At 34.6% G+C, this 20,246-nt stretch carries 14 protein-coding genes; 11 read left to right on the plus strand and 3 right to left on the minus strand.

Annotated elements, in window-relative coordinates; genetic code table 11:
- Nucleotides 1-7 precede the first annotated feature (7 nt).
- From AC3E9W_RS20660 to AC3E9W_RS20700, 9 genes are all read left to right on the plus strand, one after another.
- Complete coding sequence (locus AC3E9W_RS20660; protein WP_488769843.1) at nt 8-2,461, plus strand: TonB-dependent siderophore receptor; 2,454 nt, start codon at nt 8-10, stop codon at nt 2,459-2,461.
- Nucleotides 2,462-2,466: 5 nt separating this feature from the next.
- Complete coding sequence (locus tag AC3E9W_RS20665; protein WP_488769844.1) at nt 2,467-3,918, plus strand: ABC transporter permease; 1,452 nt, start codon at nt 2,467-2,469, stop codon at nt 3,916-3,918.
- Nucleotide 3,919: 1 nt separating this feature from the next.
- Nucleotides 3,920-5,269 (plus strand): DUF3526 domain-containing protein, encoded by a 1,350-nt coding sequence (locus AC3E9W_RS20670; RefSeq protein ID WP_488769845.1) that lies wholly within the window; start codon nt 3,920-3,922, stop codon nt 5,267-5,269.
- A gap of 691 nt (nt 5,270-5,960) precedes the next feature.
- Entirely contained in the window at nt 5,961-6,560 is a 600-nt protein-coding gene (locus AC3E9W_RS20675) for an RNA polymerase sigma-70 factor (protein ID WP_306160081.1), read from the plus strand.
- 66 nt (nt 6,561-6,626) lie between these two features.
- Nucleotides 6,627-7,736: a FecR family protein gene (locus AC3E9W_RS20680; RefSeq protein ID WP_488769846.1), complete on the plus strand. Its 1,110-nt coding sequence runs from the start codon at nt 6,627-6,629 to the stop codon at nt 7,734-7,736.
- Between the two features lie 16 nt (nt 7,737-7,752).
- Entirely contained in the window at nt 7,753-11,103 is a 3,351-nt protein-coding gene (locus AC3E9W_RS20685; protein WP_488769847.1) for a SusC/RagA family TonB-linked outer membrane protein, read from the plus strand.
- Nucleotides 11,104-11,107: 4 nt separating this feature from the next.
- Complete coding sequence (locus tag AC3E9W_RS20690; protein ID WP_488769848.1) at nt 11,108-12,592, plus strand: RagB/SusD family nutrient uptake outer membrane protein; 1,485 nt, start codon at nt 11,108-11,110, stop codon at nt 12,590-12,592.
- Nucleotides 12,579-14,045: a hypothetical protein gene (locus AC3E9W_RS20695; RefSeq protein WP_488769849.1), complete on the plus strand. Its 1,467-nt coding sequence runs from the start codon at nt 12,579-12,581 to the stop codon at nt 14,043-14,045. Before AC3E9W_RS20690 ends, AC3E9W_RS20695 begins: the two co-directional genes overlap by 14 nt.
- Nucleotides 14,046-14,226: 181 nt before the next feature.
- On the plus strand, nt 14,227-15,369 hold the full coding sequence (locus tag AC3E9W_RS20700) for a cytochrome-c peroxidase (protein WP_488769850.1): 1,143 nt from the start codon (nt 14,227-14,229) through the stop codon (nt 15,367-15,369).
- Nucleotides 15,370-15,456: 87 nt separating this feature from the next.
- Here the strand turns inward: AC3E9W_RS20700 and AC3E9W_RS20705 are convergent, their stop codons facing one another.
- The gene (locus tag AC3E9W_RS20705) at nt 15,457-15,765 is read right to left on the minus strand and encodes a helix-turn-helix domain-containing protein (RefSeq protein WP_371878225.1); all 309 of its coding nucleotides are present in this window, start codon (nt 15,763-15,765) and stop codon (nt 15,457-15,459) included.
- Entirely contained in the window at nt 15,755-16,093 is a 339-nt protein-coding gene (locus AC3E9W_RS20710; RefSeq protein ID WP_488769851.1) for a type II toxin-antitoxin system RelE/ParE family toxin, read from the minus strand. The genes AC3E9W_RS20705 and AC3E9W_RS20710 overlap by 11 nt, the downstream gene beginning before the upstream one ends.
- Before the next feature lie 268 nt (nt 16,094-16,361).
- On the opposite strand from AC3E9W_RS20710, the gene AC3E9W_RS20715 reads away from it, so the two are divergent.
- Both AC3E9W_RS20715 and AC3E9W_RS20720 read left to right on the plus strand, forming a co-directional pair.
- Entirely contained in the window at nt 16,362-16,781 is a 420-nt protein-coding gene (locus AC3E9W_RS20715; RefSeq protein WP_456892515.1) for a hypothetical protein, read from the plus strand.
- 196 nt (nt 16,782-16,977) lie between these two features.
- The gene (locus tag AC3E9W_RS20720) at nt 16,978-17,628 is read left to right on the plus strand and encodes a VOC family protein (protein WP_488769852.1); all 651 of its coding nucleotides are present in this window, start codon (nt 16,978-16,980) and stop codon (nt 17,626-17,628) included.
- 76 nt (nt 17,629-17,704) lie between these two features.
- On the opposite strand, the gene AC3E9W_RS20725 is transcribed toward AC3E9W_RS20720, so the two are convergent.
- Nucleotides 17,705-19,705: a heavy metal translocating P-type ATPase gene (locus AC3E9W_RS20725; protein WP_488769853.1), complete on the minus strand. Its 2,001-nt coding sequence runs from the start codon at nt 19,703-19,705 to the stop codon at nt 17,705-17,707.
- Nucleotides 19,706-20,246 lie beyond the last annotated feature (541 nt).

The following is a 20,246-nucleotide window of genomic DNA, read 5'->3' on the forward strand; positions in this document are numbered from 1 at the left end:
CCATACCATGAAACATGTTTTTTCCTTACTATTTTTAGTAAGCAGTTTTTCTTTTCTAAATGCTCAAAACAGCAGCGGAAAAATTATTGATGCAGAAACTAAAGAACCGATTCCGAATGCTTTTATTCAGTTATTAAATTCGAATAAAGAAACTACAACCGATCATAATGGAGCTTTTTCATTGGACGGACAAGGAACGCTTCAAATTTCTGCTGCGGGTTTTAAAACCATTCAGCTAAAATCGAGTTCCGATTTCTTAAACATTGAATTAAATATTGACCGAAATGAATTGCAGACTGTTGAAATTGTTGGTCGCTCCACGCGAAAGTACAACAGCGATTATTCGTTTTCGGCAACCAAAACAGCTTCTTTAAATAAAGATATTCCGCAGTCTATTTCTAGCATTACCAAAGAATTAATTGCCGATAAAGGCGCAATATATCTGGCCGATGTTGTCAAAATGGCAAGCGGTGTTATTCCTTCTAGTTTTTACAATCAATATACAATTCGAGGGATCAGTCAAAATGAAGAAGGCCAGATTATTAACGGAATGCGAACCCGTCAATATTATTTCCTGCAACCTTTAACAAGCAACATCGAACGTGTTGAAGTTATCAAAGGCCCATCTAGCGCCACGTTTTCTTCTGTCGATCCAGGAGGAAGCATTAATATGGTGACCAAAAAACCTTTGGCAACCGACCGAAAAGAAGTAAGTCTGATGGTTGGGAGTTTCAGCACAATTCGTGGTACTTTAGATTTTACAGGCCCTTTAAACGAATCCAAAACACTTTTATACCGAGTAAACGGAGCATATCAGGAAGCGAAATCATTTCGAGATCTTGTAAATAATAAGTCTTTTCTAATTTCTCCATCGTTCAGTTATGTTCCGAATGAAAAAACGGCAATTAATACCGAACTGATTTTGAGCGACATGACAGGAACACTGGATCGCGGACAGCCTATTTTTGGAGCTGTTGCTGGCGTAACCAATTTAAAGCAAACGCCAATTAGCTTGAATTTGGCCGCTTCTGGCGATTATTTTAAGTCGAAAGAAATGATTTTCATGACGAATTTAGCGCATAAATTTTCGTCAAAAATTGGTTTCAATGCCTCGTATATGAAACAAACTTGGACAGAAGATCTTCAAGAACACCGCACAACAAACGGTTTTGCGGTAGATATGAACAATCAGCCTGTTACAAGTTTGGCCATGATGCAGTACGTGCAACGCAAACAGTATTGGGATATTGACAATTTGAGCGCTTATTTCAACTTTGATTTTAAAACAGGAAAACTCAATCATAAACTATTGACAGGTTACGATTTAAGCAGTTGGAATAAAAATCTAGGAGGCGGACAAAATGCCGCGAGAGGCTATTTATTGAATGATGGCACTGTAGCCAGTTCTTTTGTTCCTGCAAATGCTTCCAACTATCAGACGGTTACAGTAAACGGAGTTGTTTTGCCAAAACCAAATGTCAATTTCTTTGATTTGAATAATCCTTCCTACACTTTAAGAGATACAGAATCTTATGTTTTAAATGTCCGTACAGCGCTTCCTTCTGCTCTTACAACAACCAATGCGGTTTATATTCAGGATGAGATTCAATGGGAAAAATTCCGTTTTTTATTGGGATTACGAAGCGAATGGTTTGAGGATATTACGAATTATGAATCTAGTAACGAGTTGACCGTTAAAAAATCGGCTTTATTGCCAAGAATTGGCGTTACTTATGCCATAAACAGTGCGATAAATGTTTACACGACTTATTTGGAGGGCTATCAGCCACAATCGAATACCACTACTTTGATGCCGCAAACTGGAAGTCTGCCTGCTGGAAGTCTATTTAAACCCTTGGAAAGTGATTTAAAGGAATTTGGAATGAAAGCTGTTTTCTTCAACAATAGCGTAAGTTTTAATGCTGCGGTTTACGAAATCAATCAGCGTAATATTTTGATGAATGCGAATGATCCTGTCAATCCCGATTTGCTGGTAACTAGAGGATCAGAAAGAAGCCGTGGTTTTGAATGTGATTTAGCCGGATATATTACTCCAGATTGGCAAATTAACGTTTCGTACAGCTATATCAATGCTAAAATTACCAATGATGCAGATGCTTCATTAATAGGACAGCGAAAACAAAACACACCAAAAAACAGCGCCAATTTATGGACGCGCTACAACTTTGCTTCAGACTCAGTCTTAGACGATTTCGGAATTGGATTCGGAATGCAGTACCAAAGCAGTAAAGTGCCTTGGTTTACTAGAGATTTTACCCTTCCTGATTTTACCATTTTTGATGCTGCGCTTTATTACAAACCCAATAATAGCGATATACAAATTGCTGTAAATGCAGGAAATCTGCTAAACAAAACGTATTGGTTAGGCGCTCAAAACTATTTGAGATTATTTCCTGGAAGTCCAAGAAATGCAAGCCTTACCGTAACTTATAAATTCTAATTTATATGAAAATATTACATTCAGAACTTTTAATTGCCAAACATTTAAGGCATTCTGTTTTTAAAAACACCGCTGTTTTTATCATCACGCTTTTTATAGGCATTTTGCTTTTATACGCGACATTTTCGGGTTGGGAAAACTACAAAAGCCAAAACGAAACGAGCGAAAAATACCAGCACGAATCGAGAGAAGACTGGCTGAAAAATCCAGATAAGAATCCGCATAGAATGGCGCATTACGGGAATTTTGCTTTTAGAAAAAGCACGCCTTTAAGCGTATTCGAATTTGGAATGGAACCTTTTTTTGGAAATGCCATTTTTCTGGAAGCGCACAAGCAAAATACAGCCAATTTTTCTGAAGCTGGCTTTTCTAATAGCATGCTCCGATTTGGCGAAATCAGCATAGCTTTAGTATTACAAGTTTTACTGCCCTTGTTAATTTTTTTTCTAGGTTTTAATTCGATTGCTTACGAACGCGAAAACGGTACTTTAAAAATACTTTTAACGCAGGGAATCAACTGGAAACAGCTTTTAATTGGAAAAACATTAGGAATTGCAAGTGTTATTATGATGCTTTTTGTTCCTGCTATTGTTGTTTTACTATTTGTTTGGCTGTTGCTTCAAGATTTTTCTATCACAGCAGATCAAACGCTTAAGATGATTCTATTTGTGCTTTTTCATTTGGTTTATCTGCTATTTTTCTGTGTTATTGCCGTTTTAGTTTCCGCGATTAGCAAAACTTCCAAAAAAGCACTTATCACGCTTATTGGCATCTGGCTTCTTTTTACGATTATTCTTCCAAGAACTACACAAGCCATTGGAGCTTATATTTATGAAGCGCCTTCTAAAATCCAATTTACTAGTGATATTGAGAAAGATATTTTAAAACAAGGCGATAGTCATAATCCGAATGATCCGCATTATAAAGCGATAAAAGATTCGCTTCTAAGCGCTTATAAAGTAGATTCTGTACAGAAACTTCCGTTTAATTATTCTGGCTTTATTATGACCGAGGGCGAAAAAATAAGTTCTAGAATTTACAATGAACATTTAGCCGAATTGCTGCAGGTTTACAAAAAACAGAATAGTTTTTCTAAAACCGTTTCTTTTTTGAATCCTTATATCGCAATGAAAAATCTATCGATGGGATTGTCGAATACCGATTATGAATCGTATGTCGATTTTCAGCAGCAAGCGGAAGATTATCGTTATATGATGGCGCAGAAAATGAATGCTTTGCAGATCAAATACATCAGCAATAAAAAGCCTTCAGCGGGAGATAAACCGTATTCAATCAGCAAGGAACATTGGGCAGATGTGGAGGATTTTCATTATGAACCTAAAAAAATTGGAACAGTTCTGGAAAACGAAATCATTTCGATCATCTCTATTGTTCTATGGATTACACTGCTTTTTGTTTTAATTCGAATTGCAGCACAAAAACTTAAAGCCATTTAATATGTTATCATTAATATTCAAAAATTTCATTCGATCAAAAGGCACTAAGATTGGTTTGCTTTTCTTACTCTGCATTGGTTTTATCAGCTTATTAATCGGAAAACAGTTTCAGGATAAACAAATCCAAACTATCGAACAAGCAACCGTTTATCAGAAAGAGCATATTGCCCGAAATGCAGCATTTCACAAAGACGAAATCGGACTTTTGTTGTATTACATCAAATTTTCATTGGTTAATAAAACGCTGCCTATAAACAGTTTAGCCATCGGACAGCGCGATGTTAATCCTTCCATTCAAAATGTAACAATTCGCGGATTAGAAGGTCAGAAATATGATTCTGAGCTTAATAATCCGAACAATCTTTTGGCTGGAAATATTGACTTTAGTTTTGTTCTCATTTATCTTTTTCCACTTTTGATTATTGCTTTCTCTTACAATCTTATTTCTGAAGAAAAAGAAAGCGGCACTTGGAAAATTGTAGCAACGCAAAGCCAGAATACTTTTTTCTATATCTTAAAACTATTCTATGTTAGGATTTTGAGTCTTATCGCATTACTTAGTATCTTGCTTTTTATAGCGGTTTTATTCTTAAATATTCCGTTAAACCAATCTTTGTTTGTCTTTTACGGGCTTGGTGTTTTGTATATTCTGTTCTGGTTTGCAGTCTGTTTCTTTATTGTTTCACTGCAAAAACATTCGAATTTTAATGCTGTTATTTTGCTAACGATATGGTTGTTTCTAATTATTATTGTTCCTGCTGGAATTAATGCTTATATCGTTACGAAATATAAAGTTCCAGAAGCTTTAGAGCTGACTTTGAAACAGCGAAATGCGTATCATGAAAAATGGGATACGGACAAAAATGAGACAATGGAGAAGTTTTACAAACATTATCCGCAGTTTAGATCGTACAAAATTCCGGCAGACAAAGAATTCACCTGGCTTTGGTATTATGCCATGCAGCAAATGGGCGACGACGAATCGGCTTTGCAATCTCGAGAATTAGAAAGCAAATTACAGCAGCGAAACCTTGCTAGCCAAAGCATTGCACAATTTATTCCGACACTGCACACACAATTACAACTGAACGAAATTGCTAATGCCGATTTAGGAAATCAGCTTTTATTTTTGAAAGAAACTTCTAAATTTCATGAAAAACTGAGATTGTATTTCTATCCAAAAATATTCGATAATGCTGCTGTAGATGCAGAAAATTGGGGAAAATTTAAAGTGGAAACTTTTAGTGATCCAACAAAAATTAGTTTTGCAAAAGCTTTTGTTCCGTTGTTGCTTTTCAATTTGCTTTTGATTGGTTTTGGATGGTTTAATTTTAATCGTAAGACTGTTTAATTTTTTTTTTTAAACCATATAAGTGATATAAGTTCATTTTAATTTATTTTTTAACCGCAAAGTTTTTTTTGAGTTAGATTTTTAAAATCGAAGTTCGCAAAGCTTTGTCTATAAAAGCTTTGGGTAATAACGAAAACTGAAATGCCTAAATATTTTAAGCCACAGATTACATAGGTTAAAGCAGATTTTTAAAATCATTTTAATCTTAATAATCTGTGGCTATTTATTTTTATACTATGCATTATATACCAACGGTTGAAACCTTTGGCTATGTTTTCAAATTCTAATTTTAAAAATATCAATTGCCTCCAGCTTTAGCTGGAGGTTTAAATGGATGGCTATTTAGGCTTTAGCCAAACTTCACCATTTGGCTAAAGCCATTACTAATTCTATATTTTCACCTCCAGCTAAAGCTGGAGGCAATTCAAATTAATTTTTCTTTTACTTAAAGCTTTGCGGACTTTGCGTTTTTATAGACTCAGCATATTAAAAAATCCTTGCGCTCTTTGCGTTAAAAACATTTTAAAAATTCCCAAACCAAACCTTTTCTGAATAATTTTTCGAGAAACATTCAATAATTTTATTTTATTTAGAATTAATATAAATAAACTTTTATATTTGCCGCTTTCTGAGCAAAATTGAGTATTTTTTAAAATTTACTTTAATATTGCTTTCTACAAAATTTCGTTTAATGAATAATAATGCCCGTTTCGAATCAGATCTTTTCCATTCCTTTAAGGAAGGCGACGAAACTGCATTTAAGTTTTTTTACGATAAATATTTTAGAAGAATCCAATCTTTCAGCGTCCAGTTCATTTATGACCAAGATGAAGCTGAAAACCTCGCTCAGGAAGCTTTACTACACCTCTGGCAAAGTAAAGAAAATGTGGAATCTGTTAACGGAATCCAAGCTTTCTTATTTACGTATGCCAAATCAAAATGCTTGAATTTAATTCGTCACAATAAAGTGAAGGATAAATTCAAAAATGACCTCTTAAACCACAAAGAAAGAGAATTGGATATCGAAGTTTTAAATTCGATCCAGTTTGACACTTTAGAACTAACCGAATTAGAACGTATAATTCAGGAATCTATCAGTGATTTGCCACCAAAAACCAGAGAAGTTTTTATTAAAAAACGCTTTGAGAATAAAAAAAATGCAGAAATCGCAGAAGAATTAGGCGTTTCTTTAAAAGCTGTAGAAGCCCATATGACAAAGGCTTTGAAGATTTTAAAGACGAAATTATCCGATTATTTGTTCTTAATTTTTATCCTTATTTATAATAATTAAGAATAAAGGTAGGGTATTTTAATTCTGAAGTGTACTTATAATGGCGAGAAGTTTTAAAACGCATATATGACATCGGAAATAATAAACAAATACCTTTCTAACGAAGCTTCAGAACAAGAAGTTCAGGCACTTTTTGACTGGATTGAAGCGTCAGAAGAAAACAAGCAACAATTTATAAAAATTAAGAAGATTTGGGCATTAACCACTCTTACTTCCGATTTATCTATTGAAACTGTTCCAGTAATCCAGATGAAGCCAAAAAATAAAATCAGATCGTATTTACAGTACGCTGCGATTTTTTTAGTGTTTCTGGGTTTAGGAACGACTTTTTACTTATTTAACAGCAAATCTGAAACTCCAAAAGAAATTGTTCTAGAATTAGGCGACGGCCGTATGGAATATTTCTCTGGAAAAACGCAGACTACTTTGTTAAATGACAAAGGCGATTTGGTTGCCAAAAAATTTCCGAATCAAATTATTTATTTTGGTAAAGTTCAGGATGAGAAAGTAATTTACAATACACTTTCGGTTCCGTACGGAAAACGTTTCAAACTTAAACTTTCAGATGGTACTGTTGTGAGTTTAAATTCGGGAACAACTTTGCGTTATCCAGAGCAATTTGGTCTAAACGGAAACAGAAATGTCTACTTAACAGGTGAAGCATTTTTTGAAGTTGCCAAAGACAAAACCCATCCGTTTATCGTACATGCGAATCAGGCAGACATCGAAGTTCTCGGGACAATATTTAATGTGAGCGCTTATCCTGAAAACCCTACAGTTAACAGTACATTAATTGAGGGAAGTATCCGAATGTCTGAAGCTATTAATCCTTCTAACGCTATTTTGCTGAAGCCAAACCAAATGGCGACATGGCAAAATAATTCAAAAAAACTGGTTTTAAAAGAAGTCGATCCTGCCTTTTACGCTGCCTGGACAAAAGGCGAACTTGCTTTTAAAGACACCCCATTTTCTACAATCGCTAAAATTATTCAGCGTACCTACGACGTTGAGATTATCAATGAAAATTCTGATTTGGCCAGACAGAATTTTACGGGTACCATTAAAATTAGCGAATCTAGTGTCGAAAACATTTTAGATCTGCTAAAACGCGACACACCTTTTAATTATTCTATTAAACAAAAAACAATTACAATTACGCCAATTTTCCATAACTAAATAAAACATGACTTTAATGATACCCAATAACTTAAGAAAAACTTTGTTTTTCTTAGCCCTCCTTATATCCAGTTTTAAAGGTTTTTCGCAGAATAAATTAATAACCATACATGTTAAAAATAAACCAATCAGTTCTATCATAAAATCGATTGAAGAACAAAGCGATTTTAGGATTATTTATAATGCAAAAAAAGTAGATACAGAACAATTAGCCGATTTGGATGTTGATAATGCGGCTTTAGAAACTGTTTTAAAGAAGTTATTAAAAGGCACGAATATTTCGTATTACATTCAGAAAAAGCAAGTTTTGCTCACAGATGCTACTCGTGTTAACAGATCTAATGACGCTGCTCAAGAAACCGAGCGTGTTATAAAAGGAACTGTCTACAGTGCAAAAGACAGACAGCCTCTTCCTGGCGCGACTATTCGCATAAGCGGAACCGGAATGGGCGCCATAACGGACGCTAACGGAAAGTTTGCTTATGAATTGAAAGGAAATAATATTAAAGACCAGATTCTTGAAGCTGCTTATTTAGGAATGGAATCGCAATCTCAAACAGCTGGCTATAAAAAAGATTTTGTTTTTTATCTTCAGGAAGTTACAGACGAATTAAATCCAGTAATTATTACTTCTTCTTATGGAACTACAAAGTTGAAAGAAGAAATTGTTGGGAGTATTTCGACCATAACTTCAAAAGATATTCCAGTAAATCAGGCTTCTGAAAGTGTTGATAAAATGTTAGAAGGACAAGTTGCCGGCGTGCTTATCGAAAACACTTCTGGAGTTGGCGGACCAGTAAAAATCAATATTCGTGGGCAAGGTACTTTAAAACCTTTAGGAAATACAATTTTTGGAACTTCGACACAACCGCTTATTATTATTGATGGGGTTATTATGTCTGAAGAAAGTTATATTGATAGTTCTTTTTTTAATGGACAAACTTCATTTTCTGAAGATTTATCAAATCCGCTAGCGCAAATTGCTCCTGAAAATATTGAAACTTTTACAGTTCTTAAAGATGCCGCAGCCGTTGGACTTTATGGTGCCGATGGTGCAAATGGTGTAATCTTAATTACTACCAAAAAAGGAAAAATGGGTAAAGCTAAATTTGGCTTTTCTAATCAGCTTGGAGTTTCATCTGCTATCAATCAGATCAAATATTTAAACGGAGAGCAGTATACTGAAATGAGAAACGAATATTTAAGAAATACGTCTCCAAACAGCGCCCTGCTTTCTTATAACGGAGTCAATACTGATTGGTTTGATCTTTTAAACAATTCAGGAATATACAATAAATATAATTTTAATGTTTCTGGAGCTGATTCTAAATTTTCATATAGAGCCAATATTACCTATTTAGATATTGATGAACCGCAACTTGGCAATTCGACAAAACAATTGAATGCAGGAATAAATCTTGGTTACAGACATTCTAAATGGGATGTGAATTTATCCTTAAATCCAAGTTACATCAAAAAAGATGCGCCTAACACCTATTTTTCTTATGCTTATATTCCGACAATGTCACCTTATAATGCAGACGGATCTTATGCTTTATCTGGTGTGACGGGAATAACAGGTGGAAATCCTTTGGCCGCGATTGCTCAAAATAGAAATATAACAGATACTTATGGTTTATTGGGAAGCATTAATTTAGGTTATGAGCTTAACAAGGCTGTAAAGTTTCAAACCTTATTCGGAATTGATTATAAAGATAAAGAACAAGACCGTTATTTTTCTGGAGAAAATGAAAGCGGTAGAAACAGCGGTACTTTTATTTTAGATGGACAGACTTATCCTAGTTGGGGACGAAGAGCTATCAATAACCGTAACTCTACCAAATGGAACTGGCAGGGACAAGTATTGTTTGATAAAAAAATTACTGAAAACCATGCCATAGACGGTGTTTTAGGTTTTGAACTAGCTGAAGAAAAAGGAAGGTTTCACTATGCTCAGGCTACAGGATTTGTTAATCCGAATATTGTAAATGCAGTAGCAGATGCTATACAAGATGATAACCTCTTAACAGCAGAAGACGAAACCTACAAAAAACAAACGTATAGATCTGATATCAGCAATAATTCGAGAGTATCCTTATTTTCTCAAATCAATTACAATTACAAAAAGAGATACTTTGTTTTAGGAAATATTAGACGTGACGAAAGTTCTGTTTTTGGAGATGATACTAATGTGGCTTTAAATAGCGGTGCAGGTTTAGCATGGATTATTTCTAACGAAGATTTCTTAAACAACTCTTCTTGGATTGACTTCTTAAAATTGAAAGTGAGTTATGGTTCAACAGGTAACTCTAGAATTGGGTCTTACCGCTCAAAAGGTTTGTACAATATTGCGCAAAACGGATATAATGGCGATAATTATGCTACTGTAGGCGACGCTCCTAACGGAAATTTAAGCTGGGAGAAAAATACCAAATTTAATGCAGGGGTCGATTTTAATATCTTCAATACTATTGAAATGTCTCTAGAATATTACTATGACGATTTATCTGATTTGATCGTTAGCAGAGATATTCCGGTAGAAAATGGTTATAGCTCTTTGGAGTTAAACGCTGCAAGTATGTACAATAAAGGTCTTGAATTTACTACGAGAATAAAGTGGTTTCAAAAAGGAAAATTTAAATGGTCAACCTCTTTTAATATCTCAACAGTAGAAAATAAAGTTAGCGATTTAAAAGGATTAGGAAGTGAATATTCTCAGGCTAATATCGCTCTAGCACAAAAAATTGGTTACAGCACAAGTACCATCTGGGGCGTAAACTGGATTGGCGTAGATCCTGCAACTGGTAGAGATCTTATTAGAAAAAATGGTCAAGTTTACGATTCTGCAACTTATAGCCAGTTATTTACAAATGCAGACTGGGAGCCAATTGGAAATACACAGCCAAAAGCATTTGGAGGTTTCAGCAACAGATTTTCATTAAATAACAGCATTACTTTATCTATAACAGGAGCTTTTCAATGGGGCGGAGATAAATTGGTTACAGATGATATTATTGGAAAATACAGAATTACTTCCAACAGAAACATGTCTGTTAATGCTTATGATTACTGGAGAAATCCAGGAGATATAGCGACACAGCCTTCTCCGGGTAATAATACTTTAATTCCGAACATGAGTAAATATGTATTTGATGCTACTTATATTAAAATCAGTAATGTCAACTTAAGTTACAATGTACCTGTAAAAAACACTTTTCTGGATAGCTTAACGGTATTTGGAGACGTTTCTAATTTACTGTACTGGTACAAAGAAAAAAGCCCTTCCGGAATGAATGGTATCAGAGAATTTAGCTTTACTTATCCACAAGCCAGAACTATTTCACTTGGCGTTAATACAAAATTTTAAAGAGATGAAATATTTTAAAAATATAAAAGCATTAAAATTTCCATTTGTTTTAGCACTACTGTGCTCTTTGCAAAGCTGTAGTGATTTTTTAGAACAAGAACCAGGAACACAAACCTCTATAAATGAGCAATTAGAAAAGAAAGATGGCGTTTTAACGGCATTAAATGGGATTTACTATGATCTGAGAGCTATTCATATGAGTAATACTTTTGTAGTGTATTCAGACGTTCAAGGCGGTAACCTTAAATTCTCTCCAACTTATTCTGATAATAATGACAGAAACGGAATTATTACAATTCCTGATGACATCAAAGGTTTTTATGCTTTTAACGATCAGGCGCTAGATTCTGATTTGGCAAGCTTTTACAGCAATGGCTATAAGATTATCAATGAGGCAAACTTAATTATCGAATTTGTTGACGCTTTAAAAGATGCTACAGAAGCAGAAAAAAAACAGATAAAAGCCGAAGCCTTAACAACTAGAGCCTATATGCACTTTTTGTTAAGCGAATTTTATAGCCAGAATTACAGCTTTACAGCAGATGCTTCTCATTTAGGAATTGTTTATAATACCAAGTCAATAACAAATGGACTGCAATACGCTTCTCGAGAAACTGTTGCCAATACATATACTTACATTGTCAAAGATCTTACTGAAGCTGTGAGCCTTTATTCTGATAATGTGCTTTTAAATGGACCTGCATATGGTTATTTCAATAAAAACAATACAAAAGCCTTACTATCAAGAGTTTATTTATCTAAAAATGACTGGCAGAAAGCGTACGATACTGCAGATGATGTCATTTCAAGTTCTGGTGTAAACTTGATTGAATCAGCTAATTACATTGCTCAATGGGAACAGCCTGATCTTCCTGTTTCTGAAATTTTAATGGAGTTTACAATATCAAGAGATGAAGAGACTGGCACAGGCACATCTTTAGCAGCATTTTTTGGTTATACCGATCCTAAAACTTTTCAAAAATATGTGGCTTCACAAGATTTGATAGATTTATACGAAGCTTCAGATATTCGTAAACAACTATTTCTGGTGCAACCGCTGACCACACAAGTGAATTTACAGCCTGTACAATTGAATTATTATTTTACTAAAAAATTCCAAGGAAATCCAGGATATGTAGTATTCCGATTAAGCGAGCAATATCTAATTCGTGCCGAGGCGGCTTTAAAACTAAACAATACAGACCAAGCTAAAAAAGATATCAATACCATTAGAGCTAGAGCCAATGCTTCTCCGGTAAAAGATTCAGAAAATCTAACAGATGCGGTATTTTTAGAAAGAAGAAAAGAGTTGTGTTTTGAAGGCCATTTGTTTTTTGATATCGCTAGAAATCATAAAGATATTTCTCGAAATGATGGCTGTTTATCTACAAGCTGTAGTCTTACCTACCCTTCACCAAAATTTATTCTGCCTATTCCAAAAAGTAATCTTAACCTTAACCATAATCTAAAACAAAATGAATCGTATTAAAATTATAGCCGTATTAAGCATTATTGCTGCATTAGTCGCTTCTTGTTCCAAAGACGATTATAGATTAGATACCACAAGTACTGATCCGTTTGTTAGATTTAACTTTTTAGTAGACAACAATTTTCCATTAGAATATCCAGCAAAGAATACCTCTGGGTTGCCTGTAAGCACATTTGAAAACAAGTCTATCAAAACCTTTAAAGTGCCGGTAGCTTTGACTTCAACAGCTTTAAAATCTGCTGTTAAAGTAAAATTTAGTGCCGAAACTTCTGGTGATCCAAACAGTTTTACTCTAGAACCAGCAACAGAATTAGTATTTGAAGGAAATAAATTAACCGATACTATTTTTGTTTCTTTTGACAAAAGATGGACTGACCAACAAAGCATTTCATTAAAACTCGAAAGTGCATCAGACCCAACAATTCATATTGGAAACTTAAACACAGCCTATCCAAATGATACTTTTACAATTACTTTAGGAGAAATCAGCACCAATTATACTTTTCCAGTAAATCAATTTGTTTTAAAAGGCGAAGTAGGTGAAAAAGTTGATTTTAAAGTAAATTTCCCAAACGGATTTATTCCATCTGAAATAGACAGCAATGCTATTTTCAAATTCCAAAATGGTTTTGAATACTCATTAACCCACAATGATTATGGAGACAACAGAAGTTCTATAACCTATCATTTTACGTTGCTTGAAGACATTCAAAACGACGACGCGCGTTACGAATCAAAAATTACATTGGTTAATACGCCGAATTATATCGCCACTGGTAATATAAGTCTAACGCTCGTAAAACCAATAAAATCTCCTAGAGATGTTCAAGCCTACCCAGCATCAAAGTTTACAGATCCAACGAATGCCTTTTATCTGACTTATGGCGAACATTGGTTTAGTAATGCTAGTGGTTGTGCGTGGCAGACTTTTAATGCTTTGACTTTCCCTATTATTGTCTCAAAAGACAATGAAAATGCTATTCTTTACAGCGATAAAGGAACTGCAAATCCGAATGATGATGTGTATCACGATGCGTTCAAAATTGGTTTTAACGTTGCCAGCGGAACTAATACTGTTAATTCTTTTGGTTTAAAAAGATGGTTTTCTAACGAAAGTAACTCCGCAGCTATTTCTCCTGGATTTAACATTACCTCAGCTTTAGAATTTTTCCCGGCAAATGGAAACAGCAAAACGGAGGGAACTGTTTTAGTAATTCCGCAAGATTTAACCATCGGAAAAGATAAAGACAACACCTATCAAATTGCAATTTCAGGTGAAGGAACTTATAAAGAAATCAGCAATGGCCTTTACGAAATTTCATTCGAATTAAAATTGACAAACGACAAACTGTTTGGAGGAACAGTTTCGACCCAATACAGAATGTACAACAATAGAACGTATCCAAAACCTGCAGCGCTAAGCATTCCATGTCCTAAAGAAGTTACGCTTTAGTGATCAGCTTCTAGTGGTCAGTAGCGGAACTTAAAAGAGCTTTGTCAAAGTTTTAAACTTTGACAAAGCTTTTGGAGGCTCAGAACGTATCAAGTTTCAAATCTAACGTCTGCAGAGCAACGTGAAACTTGAAACCTGAAACAAAAAAACAAAAAAAACAAAAAACAAAAACAAAATAGAATTGAAAAAACTAATCTTACCCATCTTATTCCTGCTCGGATTATCGGCTTACAAGGCTTCTGAAGGTCCTGATTATACCGATATTCAAGAACTGAGAAAAGTATACTCTAGCGGGGACACTTCAAAATGGCCCGTTGCAGAACTGCATGAAAATGTCGATAAATCTAAATTTCAAGATATTGGCGTGCTTCCTGCTGTTCCGTATCCTGCTTATAATCCATATTCTAAGGAAAAGGAAAGTCTGGGAAAGATTTTGTTTTTTGATCCGAGATTATCTCGAAGCGGACAAATTGCCTGTGCTTCCTGCCATAATCCAGAATTGGGCTGGACAGATAATCTAACGCGTTCTTTTGGACACGACCGTCAAACAGGAAAACGTAATTCGATGACAATTCTAAACTCAGCCTATGCCACTTCTCTATTTTGGGACGGTCGCGCTTCGAGTCTAGAAGATCAAGCGCAATTTCCTGTTCAAGATCCGTTGGAAATGAATGAAAAACTGACGATTGCCGTTGATAAGATTGCTAAAATTAAAGGGTATAATTCATTGTTTACAGCGGCTTTTGGAGATAAAAAAGTGACTTTAGAAAGAATTCAATATGCGATTGCCACTTTCGAAAGATCTATTAACAGTCCGAAAAGTAAATTTGATCAGTTTGTAAGCGGAAAATCTGAAGCTTATACCGATCAGCAAGTAAAAGGAATGCATTTGTTTAGAACGAAAGCGCAATGCATCAATTGTCATAATACGCCCTATTTTAGTGACAATCAATTTCATAATGATGGCCAGACTTTATTCGGAACTAAAAATGAGGATTTCGGACGGTATAATGTGACCAAAGATGTAAAAGATATTGGTAAATTCAGAACGCCAACTTTACGCGAAGTTGTAAATACCAAACCATGGATGCATCATGGCCACTTCCCTACTTTATTGGATGTTGTCGAATTGTACAATTTAGGAAATCCGTCTCCTGTTCAAAAAAAATATCTAGGAACAGCAAGAGATTCTCTTATTCCAAAAGTAGATCCAATGCTTAGAAAATTAGATTTAAGTAAAGAAGAAATAGCTGATTTGTTGGCTTTTATTGAAACTTTGAGCACGCCAACCAGAAGAATTATGGTTCCAGAAATGCCGAAATAATTTAGTTGATGATTTGCAAATTGCCCCAAAAATCTGCAAATCCTCTAAGCCCATTTCTTTATGAAATGGGCTTTTTTATTTAGTTAATTAAATTTTGATTGATAATTCTAATTGACCTCCCAAACCAATTTCAACAATTTTCTGAAGTGTTGAAAATCGTACTTCTTTTACATTATTTTCTATTTTTGAAATATATGATTTTGTGGTTCCGGTTTTCTCCGCAAGCTGCTCCTGTGTCATACCCTTTTGTAATCTCGCCTCAAGTAAGAGCGCTCCAATTTTAAAGCTTTCATAACCTTTCTCTAGAGTATCACGTTTTTTAGAACCAATTTTTCCGTAATGCTTATCTTTAAATTGATCTAAACTTGTGATATTACTTTCTGCATTATTTTTCATTTTCATATTCTTCTCTAATTTTAAGTGCCTTCAGAATTTCTTTCTTTGGTGTCTTTTGAGTTTTCTTTTGAAAACCATTTGCCAACACTATTAATTTACCCTCTTCAAAAAAGCAAAATATTCGAAATATATCACTTCCATACTGAACCCTTATTTCATATAATCCATCAGTACTTTCAATATGTTTAAGATAAGTTTCCGGAATTTTTTCTAACTCTTCAATAAGCTGTAGAGTCCAGATTATCTTTGCCTTAACTTTCTCACGTTGCTTTAAAAAGAATTCTTCAAAATAGTTTTTAAAAAAGATAATTTCTCTTTGTTTCTTCATACAAATATAATTAAGTTTCACTAAAGTGAAACTTTTTTAATTTTAAATCCTGATCATTTTCAATGCAAAAATATAAAAAGAAAGAAAAAACTTATAATAAAAATATTTCAAAATTATTAGCACTTAGACAATAGTTAGTTTTTTAATGGAATAAAAAATGTTTGCAAAAGAATCTCAATATAATCTAAATCAATAAAAATTTAGTTTATTTGTATAGAACAAAATAGCTATTAAACATCCCTAAATCAATATTTTAAACTAATAATTTATGGCAACCTTTAAAACCTGGAAAGAAAAACCAACCGAACTTGAAGCCCAAAAAGCAGTTGAAGATTTTTTTGCTTATTTAAAAAAAGGAGAATTAGACAATGCTAAAAACAGCGTTGATCATTTATATGACGATTGGGAAGAATCTATTCATGTAATCTGGCGTGATCATTACCTTATTCACGAAATAGCTGAAGATGAATCTTTTGAAGGAAAAGAATGGTTGAATAACTTAGAATGGCTTGGCAATCTTGACATTCTGGATGATTTTATGTGGGGAGACGAAAACGAAAACGATAAAAGATATTTTGATGTCAGCGTAACTTATATGGGCGAACCTTCTGGATTTGTTGCGCAATTTCAGCTAGAAAAAAATAACGATTATTATGTCGTAAAAAGAGGATTAATCGATATGGCTTAAACCCTTCTTTTTAAAACATTTAAGAATCCGTTTCATTTATCTGAAACGGATTTTTTATTGCTAAATACATTTTAAAATAGTAATTTACTATACTTTCATTGAAGCATAAAATAGCGATGCTTTCAAAATATAAACTGGCATTTTTAAATTTGTTTATCACACAAAAGAAGTTATTTCTTTTATAAATTATACCATTATGAAAATAGATCAGATTCAAATCAGCACAAAAGATATTCAAAGAACAAAATCATTTTATCAAGAAGTTTTAGGGCTTTTTATTTTAGAAAACGATAAAAACTCCGTAACCATTCAGGCTGGAGAATCTATTCTAAAATTTACTGAAGATCCGCAGTTTAAATCCATTTATCACTTTGCCTTTAATATTCCTGAAAATCAGCTTGAAGAAGCTATTGAGTGGTGCCAGAACAAAGTGGATTTGATTTTAATTGAAGATAAAAAAGTTATTACCCATTTTGAAAACTGGAATGCACACGCCGTTTATTTTTACGACAACAACGGAAATTTATTAGAATTCATTGCCAGACATGACCTTAATAACGAACAAGTTGGCGAATTTAATTCGGCTTCCATTTTAAATATCAGCGAAATCGGAATTGTAAACGAAAATCCGCTTGAGCTTGGAAAGGAATTAATTGAAGAACACGGACTGCACTTTTTTTCTAAAAATGATAACAGCGAATTTTTCTCTGCCATTGGAGATGATGAAGGACTTTTGATTTTGGTACGTCCTAATAGAAATTGGTATCCTACTCAAACTCCTGCTGAAAGCAATCCTGTAAAAATATCATTGGAAAATAACGAAGCTATAATTGAGTTAAAATTTTAATCTGCCTGATCTGCCAAATCTGCGAGAGTAATTTATCGCTCGCAGATTTAGCAGATCTAACAGATTTTATTCTTTATTAAAACTTCATTCGCTGAATTCTAACCGCATTTAAAATTGCTAAAAGTGCCACGCCAACATCGGCAAAAACAGCTTCCCACATAGTGGCTAGTCCGCCCGCCCCAAGAATTAAAACGAATGCTTTTACAGCAAAAGCTAAAATAATATTTTGCCAGACAATCTTTTTGGTATGCTTTCCGATATTGATTGCCATTGCAATTTTACTAGGTTTATCGTCCTGAATTACAACATCGGCAGTTTCTATTGCGGCGTCACTTCCTAAGCCTCCCATTGCGATTCCGACAGTACTTAAAGCTATTACAGGCGCGTCGTTTACACCGTCGCCCACAAAAGCAATTGTTTCGTTTTTAGCTTTAATTTCGTTGACTTTATTGACTTTATCTTCTGGTAGCAAATCTCCAAACGCTTTTGCTATTCCGAGTTTATCAGCCACAAACTGAACCACATTGTTCTTATCGCCACTCAACATGGTTAATTTTACACCTAACGATTTGAGTTTAGAAACCGTTTCTTTAGCATCTTCTTTAATTTCATCAGCAATAGTTAAATAGCCAGCGAATTTTCCATCGTAGGCAATGGCAATTGTCGTGTAAACAATCGAAAATGGATCAATATCGTACGAAATATTAAATTTATCTAGAAGTTTAAAATTCCCGACATACAATTCTTTTCCGTTATAAACAGCTTTTAAACCGTGTCCAGAGATTTCTTCGATATTTTTCAATTCAATAGAAGAATTAATTATTCCAACATGATTGTGAATGGCTGTGGCAACAGGATGCGTGCTTCTGCTTTCTAAGGCATTTACCAGTTTTAAAATTTCGTCCTTATTAAATTCAGGTTTTATTATGACTTCCTGCACTTTAAAAACACCTTCGGTCATGGTTCCCGTTTTGTCAACCACAACATTTTGGATTGTCGAAATACTATCCAAGAAATTACTGCCTTTAAAAAGGATTCCGTTTTTACTCGCAGCGCCAATTCCGCCGAAATAACCAAGCGGAATACTGATAACCAATGCACAAGGACAAGAAATAACTAAGAAAACCAAAGCTCGATATAACCAGTCGCTAAAAACATAATTGTCGACAAAAAGCATCGGAACCAAACAGATCGCAATTGCTAAATACACTACAATTGGTGTATAGATTTTAGCAAACTTTCTGATAAACAATTCAGCAGGTGCTTTTTTGGTTGTGGCATTTTGTACCAATTCCAGAATTTTAGACAATTTACTGTCATTGTAAGCTGTTGTTACTTTTACTTCGGCAATCGTGTTTCCGTTTATCATTCCTGCCAGAACTGTTTCGCCTTTCTTTTTAGTATCGGGTTTGCTTTCTCCCGTTAAAGCCGCTGTGTTAAACGAAGCAGAATCTGACAGCAATTCGCCGTCTAAACCGAGTTTTTCTCCAGCTTTAAGCTGAATAATTGCTCCAATCCTCACCTCTTTGGCTTTGACTTTTATTGCAACATTATTTTCTAAAACATGAACCTCATCTGGGCGCTGATCCAATAAGCTTTTAATACTCGATTTGGCTCGGTTAACTGCCATTCCTTGAAAGGTTTCCCCAATAGTATAAAACAGCATAACCGCAACACCTTCGGGATATTCGCCAATAGCAAAAGCACCAATTGTGGCGATGCACATTAGAAAAAACTCTGAGAAAACATCTCCTTTTACAATACTTTCATAAGCTTCTCTCAAAACCGGAAGTCCCACCGGAAGATACGCAACAGCATACCAAACGATTCTAACATATCCTGAAAACCATTCTTGCGGGAAATAATTGTCAAACCCAATTCCGATAAGCAGTAAAACGAAAGATATGATGGATGGCAGAAATAATTGGAATAAACTTCCTTCGACATTATGTTCGTGATCGTGACCCTCGTGATCGTGACCGTCATTATGGGAATGAACAGGCTCGTCATGCGAACAGCAGCAGGAAGGCTTAGCTTTATTTTTAGTGCTTTTTACTTCTTTATCTTGATGTATCATTTTTCTTGTTTCAATTTTAATCCCAATAGCTATCGGGACAGGTTTTAGTTTCTCTGAAACCTTGTTTAAAATAATGTGCTAAATTTAAGCATTTTGTGTTGTTTTTTTGCCACAAAGACGCGAAGCCGCAAAGTTTTTTAAGTTGGGCTGTAAATTGCTCGCAAAGTCGCTAAGACGCAGAGTTTTTGTTCGTTTTTGTCATCCTGACGAAGGAAGGATCTCCGCGAGTAGCTCCGCAAACAAAATCGCCAATCTTTGTAGAGTTTCTTACGTGTCCTTCGACTTCGCTCAGGAAGACAAAAAATGCAAAAAACTTTGCTTCTTAGCGACTTCGTGGCTAAAAAACTTCGCGACTTTGCGACTTTGCGCGATAAAAAAAAAGCAAAAAACTTCGCGTCCTTGCGCCTTCGTGGCTAAAAAAAACTTCGCGACTTTGCGACTTTGCGCGATAAAACGAATGCAAAAAAACTTCGCGCCTTAGCGCCTTCGTGGCTAAAAAAAAAACTTCGCGACTTCGCACCTTTGCGAGCAAATTTGACTC

It is taken from the genome of Flavobacterium sp. 38 (assembly GCF_057799715.1).